General features: G+C 72.2%; 10 protein-coding genes. 1 reads left to right on the top strand and 9 read right to left on the bottom strand.

The window, feature by feature from the left end:
• Positions 1-15: 15 nt before the first annotated feature.
• The 8 genes from GPA04_RS09285 to GPA04_RS09255 form a co-directional block, all read right to left on the bottom strand.
• Positions 16-1,278 carry a threonine synthase gene (locus tag GPA04_RS09285; RefSeq protein WP_206674166.1) on the bottom strand — a complete coding sequence of 421 codons (1,263 nt, stop codon included), beginning with the start codon at positions 1,276-1,278 and terminating at the stop codon, positions 16-18.
• The gene (locus GPA04_RS09280; RefSeq protein ID WP_156223788.1) at positions 1,275-2,465 is read right to left on the bottom strand and encodes a M24 family metallopeptidase; all 1,191 of its coding nucleotides are present in this window, start codon (positions 2,463-2,465) and stop codon (positions 1,275-1,277) included. Before GPA04_RS09280 ends, GPA04_RS09285 begins: the two co-directional genes overlap by 4 nt.
• Positions 2,462-3,538, bottom strand: coding sequence for a TIGR03619 family F420-dependent LLM class oxidoreductase (locus GPA04_RS09275; protein WP_156223787.1), 1,077 nt, complete (start codon positions 3,536-3,538; stop codon positions 2,462-2,464). The genes GPA04_RS09280 and GPA04_RS09275 overlap by 4 nt, the downstream gene beginning before the upstream one ends.
• Positions 3,539-3,540: 2 nt before the next feature.
• Positions 3,541-4,428: an ABC transporter ATP-binding protein gene (locus GPA04_RS21335; RefSeq protein WP_241680694.1), complete on the bottom strand. Its 888-nt coding sequence runs from the start codon at positions 4,426-4,428 to the stop codon at positions 3,541-3,543.
• Complete coding sequence (locus tag GPA04_RS21330) at positions 4,415-5,242, bottom strand: ABC transporter ATP-binding protein (RefSeq protein WP_241680693.1); 828 nt, start codon at positions 5,240-5,242, stop codon at positions 4,415-4,417. Before GPA04_RS21330 ends, GPA04_RS21335 begins: the two co-directional genes overlap by 14 nt.
• On the bottom strand, positions 5,239-6,081 hold the full coding sequence (locus GPA04_RS09265) for an ABC transporter permease (protein WP_156223786.1): 843 nt from the start codon (positions 6,079-6,081) through the stop codon (positions 5,239-5,241). The genes GPA04_RS21330 and GPA04_RS09265 overlap by 4 nt, the downstream gene beginning before the upstream one ends.
• Positions 6,078-7,100, bottom strand: coding sequence for an ABC transporter permease (locus GPA04_RS09260; protein ID WP_156223785.1), 1,023 nt, complete (start codon positions 7,098-7,100; stop codon positions 6,078-6,080). The genes GPA04_RS09265 and GPA04_RS09260 overlap by 4 nt, the downstream gene beginning before the upstream one ends.
• 90 nt (positions 7,101-7,190) lie before the next feature.
• Positions 7,191-8,849, bottom strand: a complete 1,659-nt coding sequence (locus GPA04_RS09255; RefSeq protein WP_162458567.1) for an ABC transporter substrate-binding protein — start codon at positions 8,847-8,849, stop codon at positions 7,191-7,193.
• A gap of 331 nt (positions 8,850-9,180) precedes the next feature.
• On the opposite strand from GPA04_RS09255, the gene GPA04_RS09250 reads away from it, so the two are divergent.
• On the top strand, positions 9,181-11,079 hold the full coding sequence (locus tag GPA04_RS09250; protein ID WP_156223783.1) for an FAD-dependent monooxygenase: 1,899 nt from the start codon (positions 9,181-9,183) through the stop codon (positions 11,077-11,079).
• Here GPA04_RS09250 and GPA04_RS09245 read toward each other — a convergent pair whose 3' ends face one another.
• Positions 11,080-12,768 (bottom strand): thiamine pyrophosphate-binding protein, encoded by a 1,689-nt coding sequence (locus GPA04_RS09245; RefSeq protein WP_156223782.1) that lies wholly within the window; start codon positions 12,766-12,768, stop codon positions 11,080-11,082.
• Positions 12,769-12,968 lie beyond the last annotated feature (200 nt).

Here is a 12,968-nt window from a genome sequence, read left to right as displayed (position 1 = left end):
TCCCGGTGCGCACGCTCAGCCTGCGTCCGCTGCCGCGATCGCCGCGTCGAGCGCGGCCACGGTCGGTTCGATGACCGGGGTCGCCGGCAGCCCTGCGGCCGCCGTCGGCACGTCCTTGAGCCCGGACGAGGTGCCGAGCACCACGACCCGGTCCTCTCCGCCGAGGACGCCGCGGCTCACGAGCTCGGGGAGCACCGCGACCGCCACCGTGGAGGAGGGTTCGAGGAAGATGCCCTCGAGGCCGGCGAGACGGCGCTGCGCCGCCATCGTCTGCTCGTCGTCCGCCGACGCGGCGGCGCCGTGGGTGCGCGACAGCGCGTCCCAGCCCTGCCACGTCGCCATCGGGGTGCCGATCGAGAACGCGACGGTCGAGCCCGCCGGCTGCGCGGCCTGAGCGCGCCAGCCGTGCTGCAGCGCGTCCTCGTAGGGCCCGAACGGCTCGGCCGCGATCAGCCGAGGCACCTGCGTGCTCATGCCGAGCGCGATGAGCTCCTGGAAACCGCGGGCCAGTCCCGCCAGCGCGTCGCCGTACGCGACCGGCGCCACGATCGCGTCCGGCACGCCGCCCAGCTCGGCGTGCAGCTCGTAGGCGATCGTCTTGTACCCCTCGACACCGAACGGGTTGGACCCCGACGGCGGCCCGACGAACCCGGACATCGGCACCCAGCCGCGCTCCTCGACGACCTGCCGCATCACCAGCCAGCGGTCGGTCGGCTTCTCGACGGCGACCGTGACCGCGCCGTAGCTCTGCATCAGCGTGGTCATCGCCAGCGGCGCTGACGCGAGCGTCAGCACCACGCACCGGATCCCCGCCCGAGCGGCGTAGGCGGCAACGGCGGCGCCGTGGTTGCCGGTGCTGGAGACCACGACGACCTCACGTCCCTGCTGCACCGCCTTCGTGACGGCGACGGCGGCCAGCCGGTCCTTGTAGGACCAGGTCGGGTTGCGCGACTCGTCCTTGAGCGTGAGCCCCGGGAGGCCGAGCTCGGCACCCAACCGGGGGAGCGGGACGAGCGGGGTGCCGCCCTCACCCAGGCTGACCACGGGGCCGCCGTCGATCGGCAGCAGCGGTCGGTACCGGAACAACCCGGGGTCGTCGGTGGTCTCCAGGCCGCGCAGCTTCTCGAGGTCGTAGTGCGGGACGGCGTACACGTGGCCGTCCTCGACCGCGGTCGGCAGGTAGGCCTCGGCCTCCGCGACCCGGGCACCGGTGATCGGGTGCGTCAGGTAGCCCCGATAGGCGCGGGCGGCGTCGTCGGAGGTCGTCGGCACGCTCATGCTCCGATCACCTGCAGCTCACGGCCGCGGTCGCTGAGCAGCCGGACGCCGTCCTCGGTCACCACGAGGGCGTCCTCGACCATCATGCCGCCCCAGCCGATCTCGTAGTACGGGGTCTCGAAGCAGAACACCTGCCCGGCGGCCAGCGGCGTCGCCGTGTCCGGGCGGATGATCGGCGCCTCGTAGACCTCCAGGCCGATCCCGTGCCCGCAGTGCTGCCGGCGGTAGGGCCTCGGGCCGGTCTGCTCGACGACCTCGACGGCGCGGGCGAAGACCTGCTCGGCCGGGACCCCCGGCCGTGCCAGCGCGAGCTGGGCCTCCTCGCCGTCGAGGATGGCCCGGTAGAAGCGCGACTGCTTCTCGCTCGGCTCCCCGACCACCGCGGTGCGTCCGAGGTCGGCCCAGTAACCCTGGTACATGCCTCCGACGTCGAAGCGCAGCAGATCGCCCGGCGCCAGCGCCCGGTCGGTCGCGTAGGCGTCCGCGAGCGCGGACCGCGGCCCCGAGGTCGCGACGACGAAGCGTGGCTCCATGTCGGCCGCGACCAGCTCACCCGCGACGATCCGGGCCAGCTCCGCCTCGGTCGCACCCACCTCGGCCCGCTCGATCGCCGTCAGCATCGCGTGCTCGACGATGCGGGCGGCGCGCTCCAGCAACGCCACCTCGCCGTCGAGCTTGACCGACCGCACGGAGGCGAACCAGTCGCTGGCGTCCATCAGCGCCGTGTCGGCGAGCCGCTCGGCCAGCTGCTCACGCAGCGGCACCGGGCACGCGCTCGCGTCGATGCCGACGCGGCGGCCGCCCGCGCCGGCGTGCCGCACCGCGGCCTCGATCGCCGCGGCGTAGTCGGCGTGCTGCTCCACCAGGCCGGTCGCCGTCGCGGCGCCGCCTGCGGACTCGAAGAAGAACCGGCCGTACGCGGAGTAGTCCGCCTCGGCCAGCCCGGCGTCGAACCCCGGGGCGCTGTCGGCGACCGGGCCGGCCACGGCGAGCTCGGTGTCGGTGAGGACCGCGGCGAGCGGCGAGACGCCGTGCACGGTCGCCGAGACGCTGCGGTAGCCGGTGGCGTAGTCCACGTTCGCGCCGCTCAGCGCCAGCGCGGCGTCGAACGGGGCGTCCTCGAGCGCGGACCGCAGCCGCGTGCGGCGGGCCTCGACGAGTGCGGGGTCGATCCGTCGGCTGCTCATGCCAGGCTCCCTGCTGCCGTGGCCTGCCCGGTGGCCGATCCGGCCGGCCAGGGCGTGCCGGTCTCGGCGCGGTACGCCGCGATCACGTTCTCCGAGAACCACTGCATCGCCTCGATCGTCTCCTCCACGGTGTTCTTGGCGAACAGCAGCGCCGACAGCGTGGTGACGCCCGCGGCCGCGTACGCGCGGATCTGGTCGAGCATCTGCTCGGCGTTGCCGATGAGGTTGCGGCTCGCGAAGTCGGCGGTGTCCTGGTCCTTGAGGGTGCTCGCCGAGAGCGAGCGCATGTGCTGGTACAGCTGTGAGGTCTCGAAGCTCGCGACCGCGTCGGCCGTGTCCCGGCCGATCGAGATCGACAGCTGCGGCGCGACGTCGAAGTCGGCCGGGAGCACCCGGCCGTGCTGCTGGGCCAGCTCACGGATCGCTGCGACCCCCGCGGCGACTTCCTGCGGCGTCAGCACCGCGGGCAGCCAGCCGTGCCCGTACCTGGCGGCGCGCTCGCGAGCGCCGGGGGAGTTGCCCCCCGACAGGATCGGCAGCGGTGTCTGCCGGGGCTTGGGGAAGGATTCGACGTCGGTGAAGCTGACGAACTCGCCGGCGAAGCTGGCGCGGCGCTCGGTGAACAGCAGCTGCAGCGCCTGCGTGTACTCCTCGGCCTGGCGGCCGCGGTGGATCCGGACGCCGGGCCACATCGCCTCGGCCTCCTCGCGGTAGGCGCCGATGCCGACGCCGAGCTTGAACCGGCCGCCCGAGAGCTGGTCGAGCGTCGCGGCCTGCTTGGCCAGCACCACCGGGTTGCGGAACGCGAACACCGTGATCGCGGTGCCGAGCTCCAGCGTGGTGGTCTGGCCGGCCACGTAGGACAGGTAGAGGTAGGGGTCGTAGTAGCGCGGCGGCTGCTCGAACTCGGCGCGCACGTACTTCTGGGTGGTGACGTGATCGTTGCCCCAGACGCTGTCGAAGCCGAGACGTTCGGCCTCCACGGCGAGCCGGACCGCCTGCTCCGGGTCCGCGTACGGCACCGGATACATCAGTCCCTCGGTGCCGGTGGGGACGCCAAGTCCGAAGCGCATGGTCAGCTCTCTTCCGTGTGGGGGTTGTGGCTGGAGGCCTCGGGTTCGAGGTCCTGCTCCAGGGGTGCTGGTTCGGGGTCGAGCGCTGCGCTCGGGTCGGGGGCGGCGCTCGCGCGGCGGCGCCGTCCTGCTGCGGGGTCCATGCCGGGCACGGCCGCGAGCAGCGTCCGCGTGTAGGGGTGCTGCGGCGCGTCCAGCACCTCGAGCCCGCCGCGCTCCACGATCTGGCCGCGCTGCATGACGACGACCTCGTGGGCGCAGGCCCGGGCGACGGCGATGTCGTGGGTGATGAAGATGTAGCTGAGCCCTCGCTCGGCCTGCAGCTCGCGGAGCAGGGTGACGATGCGGCCGCGGATCGACTGGTCCAGGCCGCTGGTGGGCTCGTCGAGCACGATCAGGTCGGGGTCGGCCGCCAGCGCACGCGCGATGGCGACCCGCTGCTGCTGGCCTCCCGAGAGCTCGCCCGGACGCCGGTGGCGCAGCTCGGCCGGCAGGTGCACGGCGGCGAGCAGCTCGTCGACGCGCGCCGAGGCCTGCCGCCGGTCGAGCCCGGCGAGCAGCCGCAGCGGCTCGGTCAGCGTGCTCTCGACCCGGTATCGGGCGTTGAGCGACTGCAGCGGGCTCTGGAACACCATCTGGATCCGGCGCCGCTCGGGGCCGCGGAGCCGTCTGACGTCCAGCGGGGTGCCGTCGAAGCGCAGCTCACCCGCGGACGGCGGCTGCAGCCCCGCCACGATCGAGCCGAGGGTGGACTTGCCGGAGCCGGACTCACCGACGACGGCGAGGGTGCGGCCCTTCGCCACGGTGACGTCGACGCCGTCGAGCGCGCGCACCTCGTGCCCCCGGCTCTTGAACACCCGGTGCAGGCCGGTGACCTCAAGCAGCGCCATCGGTGTCCTCCAGCTCGTTCGCGGACTCGAGCAGGTAGCGCGTGTACTCGTGCCGCGGTGCGGCGAGGACCCGGTCCACGGGGCCGCTCTCGACGAGGTCGCCGCGGTAGAGCACGTTGAGGCGGTCGCAGGTCTCGGCGACGACGCCGAGGTCGTGCGTGACCAGCAGCACGCCGCACCCGGTCTCCTCGGTCAGCTCCACGACGAGGTCGAGGATGCGGGCCTGCACCGTGACGTCGAGCGCGGTGGTCGGCTCGTCGGCGATCAGCAGCCGTGGTCGGCACGCGAGCGCCATCGCGATCATCACCCGCTGGCACATGCCGCCCGAGAGCTGGTGCGGGTAGGCGCGCGCGGCCCGCTCGCCGTCGGGGATGTGGACCCGTTCGAGCATGCTGACCGCCTCGGCGCGGGCCTGCGCCCGCGACATCCCCTGGTGCAGGGCGGCGATCCGGGCGATCTGGTCACCGACCCGCATCAGCGGGTTCAGCGAGTCGCGCGGGTTCTGGAAGATCATCGCGAACCGGCTGCTCACGGAGCGGTCGCGCACGTCGGTGACGTCCTCGCCGTCGACCGTGAAACGGCCCGCGGTCTGCCGCACGCCACGCGGGAGGATGCCCATCGTCGCGAACGAGGTCATCGACTTGCCCGAGCCGGACTCCCCGACGAGTCCGACGATCTCACCGGGGGCGACCTCCAGCGACACGTCGGTGAGGATCGGTGCCCCGGTGGCCTCGGCGACCACGCCGAGACCCTCGATCGCGAGCAGCGGGACGTCGCGCCGGGTGGTCTCGGCCGCCGGTCGCGTCGCGCTCATGCGCCGTCTCCCGCCAGGTCGTCACCGATGAAGTGCAACGCCGCCACCGTGATCGCGATCAGCAGACCGGGGAAGAACGCCGTCCACCACTGACCGGTCAGCATGTTCGAGGCGCCCTCGGCCACCATGACGCCCCACTCGGCGGTGGGCGGGTGGATGCCGACGCCCAGGTAGGCGAGGCCGGCGACGTTGAGGATCGAGTAGCCGCACACGAGCGTCAGCTGCACGGCGGCGGGGCGGATCGAGTTGGGCAGCACGTGCGCGAACGCGGTGCGCAGCCAGCCGGCGCCGGAGACCCGGGCCGCGGCGACGTAGTCGAGCTCGCGCTCGCTGAGCGACTTGGCCCGCACCAGCCGCACGAACGGCGCGATCTGGGCGATCGCGAGCGCGATCGCGAGGTTGGGGATCGAGTCACCCACCGAGACCAGCAGGATCATCGCGAGGATGAAGCCGGGGAAGGCCATGAGGATGTCGACCAGCCGCATCACGACGTCGTCGACCTTGCCGCCCAGGTAGCCCGAGACGACGCCGACGGCGGAGCCGATCACCATGGCGAGCAGCGCGACGCTGACGCCGAGCGCGAGGTCGAGGCGGATCGCGTGGATGCAGCGGGCGAGGATGTCGCGGCCGTAGCTGTCGGTCCCGAACCAGTGCTCCGCCGAGGGCGGCAGGAACGGCGCCGCGATGCGCGCCGCCGGGTCCGCGACCACGAACGGGCCGATGATCCCGACGATCAGCAGCGCACCGATGACGACCACCCCGAGGACGAGGAAGGGGCGCCGACGGCGGGCGGTGGTCCGGAGCGTGTCCGGTGCGGCAGGTGTGGTGAGCGCGGTCATGCTGCCCGCCCTCCGAGTCGGATCCGTGGGTCGATGACGCCGTAGACGAGGTCGACGACGAAGTTCAGGGCGATGTAGATGACACCGACGATGAGCGCGTAGCCCTGCAGCAGCTCGAGGTCGTTGGAGCCGAGCGCGTCGTAGGCGATCCGACCCATGCCGGGCCAGCTGAAGAGCCGCTCGACGATGACGTTGCCGCCGAGCAGGAAGCCGATGACCAGGCCGATCGCCGTCAGCACCTGGAGCATCGCGTTGCGGAGCCGGTCGCGCCAGAGCACCTGCGAGGCCGGCACGCCGTAGGCGCGGGCGGTGCGGGTGAACCCGGCGTCCTCGGTGGCGATCATCGCCGACCGGACCATCTTGAGCACTGCGGCGGAGGCACCGAGGCCGAGCGTGAGCGCGGGCAGCGCGAGGGCGCGCATGCTCTGCCAGACGACGTCGAGGTTCCCGGTGAGCAGGCCGTCGAGCACGAACAACCCGGTGATCGATGTCGGCGGCGGGGTACCGATCGGCAGCCGCCCGACCGGGCCCGGGAACAGCCCGGCCAGCGAGTAGAGGCCGTAGATCAGCAGCAGCCCGAGCCAGAGCGGCGCCATGCTGGAGCCGAGCACCGCGAACAGCCGCGCCGCGGCGTCGGAGGTGCGGCCGCGACGAGAGGCGGCGAGCATCCCGAGCGGGAAGCCGAGCAGCAGCGCGATCAACAGACCGCCGGCAGCCAGCTCGATGGTCGCCGGGAGCCGGGAGAGCAGCTCGTCGGCCACCGGGCGGCCGGTGGAGATCGCGGTGCCCATGTCGCCGCGCACGAGCCCGGCCAGGTAGTCGCCGAGCTGCACCCAGATCGGCTGGTCGAGCCCCATCCGGGTGCGGAGCGCGTCGATGTCGTCCTGCGTGGCCTCGGGGCCGAGGCGCGCGGCCGCGGCGTCGCCGGGGAGGATCCGCACGACGAGGAAGACGACCAGCACGAGCCCGACGACGGTGATCGCGGAGATCGCGAGCCGGCGCAGCAGGTATCGGACCATGTCGCTTCCTCGGTGGGGTGCGGGTGGGTGGTGGGTCGGAGCACTCTCGGGTGGGCGGCACGCCGCTCGGGCGGCCGCCCACCCGGCGGGCTACTCCTTGGTGAGGTACTGGAGGCGGAGCTGCTCGGTGTTGTCCTTGGTCAGCCCGCTGACGCCGTCGCGGACCACGTAGGTCCAGTCGGGGTTCCACAGCGGGATCAGCGGCATCTCGTCGAAGATGATCCGCTGCGCCTCGGCCGAGATCGCATCGCGCTCCGCGGCGTCCTGGGTCTCGAAGCCCGTCTGGATGAGGGCGTCGAGGTCCGCGTTGCCGTAGTTGTTGAAGTTGGTGCCGGACCCTGTGCCCACCAGCGACTTCATCTGGTAGAAGGGATCGGCGCCCCAGCCCAGGAAGTTGTTGAGGTACAGCTCGAGGTCACGGGCGGACGTGCGCTGCGTGAACTCGGCGTCCGGCAACGCGTTGATCTCGACCGTGATCCCGATCTCGGCCAGCGCGGACTGGATGTAGACGGCGGCGCGTGACTCGACGGCCGAGGACTGCTTGAAGGACAGCGTCGTGGTGAAGTCGAGGACACCGGCCTCGCTGAGCAGCGCACGCGCGGCGTCGAGGTCCTCCTCGAAGGCACCGGCGTCGGCGCTGTGGGTCTCCATCTGCTCGGGCACCAGGCCGGTCGAGGCATTGGCGTAGCCGTACATGATCTCGTCGACGAACGTCTGGTACGGGAGGGCGAGGGCGATCGCCTGCCGCACCCGGGGGTCGTCGAACGGCGCCTGGGTGGTGTTGATGCCCAGGTACTCCAGACGGTTCGAGGCCTCCGAGACCACCTCGAGACCCTCGACGTCCTCCAGCTGCGCGACCTGGTCGAGCGGCAGCCCGCCCGCGAGATCGATCTCACCGCTCTGCAGCAGCAGCGCGCGCTGCGAGGGGTCGGAGACGAACTGGATCGTGATCCGGGAGTTGGCGATCTTGTCCTGGTCGTAGTAGGCCGGGTTCGGCTCGAGCACGATGCTCGTGGTGGGGTCGAAGGACGCCACGGTGTAGGGGCCGGAGGAGTTGTCGTTCTGGCGGTACCAGTCCTCGGCGAAGGGATCCTCGGGGGTGCCGTTGGCCTCGGCCGTGGCCTGGGACAAGATCCCGAAGGGCTGCATCGCGAGCATCTTGTCCAGCAGCGGCGAGGCGAACTCGGCCCTGATCTCGACCGTGCGCTCGTCGACGGCGGTGAAGCTCTCGCTGGTGAGGCCGACCATCGCGTAGAGGACCTTGGTGTAGGTCGTGTTGCCCTCGAGGCCGCGCTGGTAGCTCCAGACGACGTCCGCCGCGGTCAGCGGGGTGCCGTCCGTGAACGTCAGCCCCTCGCGCAGCACCGCGGTGATCGTGGTGCCGTCCTCGGAGTAGGTGTAGGACTCGGCGAGCGCGTTCTCCATCTCGGTGGTGCCGAGGTTGGCGATGCCCTCGGTCTCGTAGGTCTGCTCGATCAGCTGCTCGACGAGGCTGCCGGTGGTGACCATGGCGCCGGGGGTGCGCCACTGCTGCGGGTCGAGGATGTCGACGGCGCTGTCGAGGCTGATGACGAGGGTGGGCTTGTCGGCGCCGTCGCCGGCGCCGGCATCGCCGTCACCGGCGTTCCCGCCGGCGTCGGCGTTGCATCCGGCGATGGTGACCGCACCGAGGCCGACCAGTGCGATCGATGCTGCGATGCGTCGTCGGAAGGGTGAGCGGTGCGACCGAGAGCGGTGGGGGGACTTCACGAGGGCCTCCAGGGGTCGGGGATCGGTGCACCAGGCACGAGAGGACGGTAGGGATGGTTCGTACCTGCGCCCCGTGGGCACACTCAAGCGCACAAGTGCGTACCGCTTCACCCGGCCCGGCACCAACGATCTCCGGCCCGAAACTGTGCTCGAGCACAAGATCCTGCCGGGAGGCAGCGGTCCGGGGCACGGTGACATCGGTCGGAACCCGGGCAGAAACACACTCGTTACGGCGTCGTCGCGGTCGTATACGATCGCCGGACACAGGGGGCGCCTCGCTCGGATGAGGCCGCTCCTGCGGGCACGACAGCGACGTCGGGGAGGTTCACCGGTGCAGTTCCACCACCACGGCTACGTGTCGGGAGATCCTCGGGTGCAGCCGGCCGCGGGTGCCGGTCTGGACCGTCCGGCCGAGCTGCCGGACGAGGTCGACGTGCTGATCGTCGGCTCCGGGCCGGCCGGCATGTTGCTGGCGGCCCAGATGTCGCAGTTCCCGGACGTCGTCACGCGCGTCGTCGGGCGCCGCCCCGGGCGCCTGGCGCTCGGCCAGGCCGACGGCATCCAGCCCCGCAGCGTCGAGACGTTCCAGGCCTTCGGTTTCGCCGAGCGTATCGTCGCCGAGGCCTACAACATCGGATGGATGAACTTCTGGGGCCCGGACCCGGCGGACCCGGGCCACATCGTCCGCACCACCCGCACCGAGGACTACGGGCTCAAGATCAGCGAGTTCCCGCACCTGATCGTCAACCAGGCGCGCGTGCTCGACTACTTCGCCGAGGCGGCCGCACAGGGTCCGGCGCGGATCGTCCCGGACTGGGGTGTGGAGTTCCTCGGGCTGCAGGTGCACGAGAGCGGCGAGCACCCCGTCGAGGTGCGGCTGCGGCACGTCGCTGAGGACGCCGACGGCACCGAGGCACGAGCCGGGCGCGAGCGGACCGTCCGCGCGACGTTCGTGGCCGGCTGCGACGGCGCGCGCAGCGGGGTGCGCACGGCGATCGGGTGCCGGCACGTGGGCGTCGCCTCGGCCCACGCCTGGGGTGTGATGGACGTGCTGGTCAACACCGACTTCCCGGACTGGCGCATCAAGTGCGCGATCACCTCCGCGGCCGGCAACATCCTCCACATCCCGCGCGAGGGCGGCTACCTGAGCCGGATGTACATCGACCTGGGCGCGGTCGCCGAGGACGACAACCACCGGGTCCGGAGCACGCCGATCGAGGAGATCGTCCGGCGCGCGAACGCGATCCTGAGCCCGTACTCGATCGACGTGCGGCAGGTCGCCTGGCACAGCGTCTACGAGGTCGGGCACCGCGTCACCGACCGGTTCGACGACGTGTTGCCGGGGGTGGCTCGCACCCCGCGCGTGTTCCTCACGGGCGATGCGTGCCACACCCACAGCGCCAAGGCCGGGCAGGGCATGAACGTCTCGATGCAGGACGGCTTCAACCTCGGCTGGAAGCTGGGGGCGGTGCTCACCGGCCGCAGCCCGGAGACGTTGCTGGCCACCTATGCGGCCGAGCGCAGACCGGTGGCGCAGGAGCTGATCGACTTCGACCGCGAGTGGTCCTCGCTGATGGCGCGCCGACCCGAGGAGATCACCGACCCGCAGGATCTGGCGACCCACTACCTGGCGACGGCGGAGTTCCCGTCCGGCTTCATGACCCGCTACCCCCCGTCGTCGATCGTCGGGAGCGACGAGCACCAGCACCTCGCCACCGGTTACCCGGTCGGGATGCGTTTCAAGTCGGCCCAGGTGGTGCGCGTCTGCGACGGCAACGCCGTCCATCTCGGGCACCACGCGCGAGCCGACGGCCGGTGGCGGATCTACGCGTTCCCCGACTCCGGCGGCTCCGCGCTCGCGCAGTGGGCCGCGTGGCTGGCGACGCCGTCGTCACCGCTCGCGCGGTTCACCCCGGCCGATGCCGACGTCGACGCCGTTCTCGACGTCAAGGTGATCTATCAGTGCGACTACGCCGAGGTGGACCTGCCGGCGGTGCCACCGGTGTTCCTCCCCAGGACCGGCCCGCTCGGCCTGATGGACTGGGAGAAGGTGTACGCCGCCGGCCCGAACGCCTGGACCGACGTCGACATCTTCACCGAGCGCGGCCTCTCGCGCGAGGGAGTGGTCGTGGTGGTGCGGCCCGACCAGTACGTCGCGCACGTGCTCCCGCTGACCGCCACGGCCGAGCTCGCCGACTTCCTCGGGCGTAGCCTGCTGCCTCAGCGCTGACTAGCGCGCCGGCGAGGTGAGCTGGGCTCCGGCGCTCGCTCGCAGCAGCTCGTCCATGTACGGCGCGACCACCGTGGGCGAGATGCGCAGGTCCAGCAGCAGGAAAGGGCGCGCCGAGGCCGGTCGCGCCGCCCAGCTCGCCAACGCCTCGAGGTCCTCGAGCGTGCCGACGGCGACCCCCTCGCCGCCCATCGCGGTGGCGAGCGCAGCGAAGTCGACCTGCGGGATGAGCATCGGCTCGGGCGCCAGGCCCTGGCGGCCGTACACGTGGATCTCCGCGCCGTACCCGCCGTCGTTCCAGACGACAGCCAGACCTCGACCGCCGGCGACCCGCACCGCGGACTCCAGGTCGGCTGCCGCCATCAGCCCACCGCCGTCGCCGGTGGTGAGCACCACGGTCGCCTCCGGGTTGGCCCGCGCGGCACCCGCGACGCTGGGGAAGCCCAGACCGATCGACTGGAACGCGGTGCCGACCATGATGACGCGATCCGGCGCGGCGACCGGCCAGTACATGTTCGACCAGCCCAGGAAGTGGCCGCCGTCGGCGACGACGATGCGGTCCGCGGGGAGCAGCTCGGCGATGCGGGCGGCCGCGCTGCGAGGGTCGAGCCTTCCGTCGGCGCACTGGCCCGCCCCGCGCGGGTAGGTACGGGCGGCCGTCACCTCCACCCGGTCTCGCCAGCCGCTCGGTGCGGCCCCGAGCCCCTCCAGCTCGGCCGAGAGCGCCTCGGCGACCAGCCGGGCATCGCCGCTGACGAAGCCGCTGACCTGCGGGTGCGTCGCGCTGGCGGCGGCATCGATCTGGAGCACCTGCGCACGCGGGGCGAGCAGGTCCCCGTAGCGCATCGTGAACTGGTTGAGGGAGGCGCCGACCACCAGGGCCACGTCCGCCTCGTGGATCAGCGCCATCGCACCGTCGGCACCGAAGCCACCGGCGACGCCCAGGTCGTACTCGGGCCGGGGGAACAGGTTGCGCCCCAGCGCCGTCGTCGTCGTCAACGCCCCGGTCAGGTCGGCGACGCGTCCCAGAGCAGGCCCGGCACCCGACAACCAGGCGCCGCGACCGGCCAGCAGCAGCGGCCGCTCGGCGGTGGCCAGGGCGCGTGCGAACCCGGCGACCCGCGCCCGCGCGACCTCGCCCGAGGGACCCTGTGGGCGCGCCACGCGAGGCTCCAGGCGCGCTTCGCCGTCGTCGAGCGCGACGACGTCGGTCGTGACGACGTCGTACGGGAGCGCGAGCACCACCGGGGTGCGATAGCTCAGCGCGTGCTCGATCGCCAGCACGACGGTGCCACCGGCGTCGGCGCGGCCGACCGTGTAGGTGCGGACGCCGACCGCGGAGGCGAGGGCGTTCTGATCCACGTCCCAGGGTCGCAGGCCCGACGTCGGCGCCTCACCCGCGATCAGCAGCAACGGCACCCGCGCCTGCGCGGCCTCGGCGAGGGCGGTGATCGTGTTGGTGAAACCCGCGCCGTAGGTCGCCGTGGCGGCGGCCAGCCTGCCGGACGCGCGGAAGTAGGCGTCGGCCGCGACCACGCCGCCGGCCTCGTGCCGCATCGGCGTGTAGCCGACGTGGCCCTGCCGCTCCAGAGCGTCGATGAGGTGGGCGTTGCCGTTGCCCATCACCCCGAAGACGTGATCGACGTGGTGGGCCAGCGTGCGGGCGACGTGGGCGGAGAGTGTGGTCACAGGCTGTCCTCGTGGGTCGGTCGCGCCGGCTGCAGGGGCGTCGTCGCCCGTCGCGCCAAGGGTGGGGCGCGTGCCGGATCCCCCGAGCATAGGAGGGGGCGTCCGGAGAGCGATCCAATTCACACAAGTGCAGGGTTACGTAATTGAATTAGGTAAGGCTAGCCTTGCCGAGTTACCTGCCCCTCCGAGATGGAGTTGTC

This window comes from Pseudactinotalea suaedae (assembly GCF_009733815.1).
GTDB lineage: Bacteria > Actinomycetota > Actinomycetes > Actinomycetales > Beutenbergiaceae > Pseudactinotalea > Pseudactinotalea suaedae.
The sequence above is the reverse complement of the archived record's forward strand: the minus strand, read 5'-3'. Positions and strand labels throughout refer to the sequence as shown.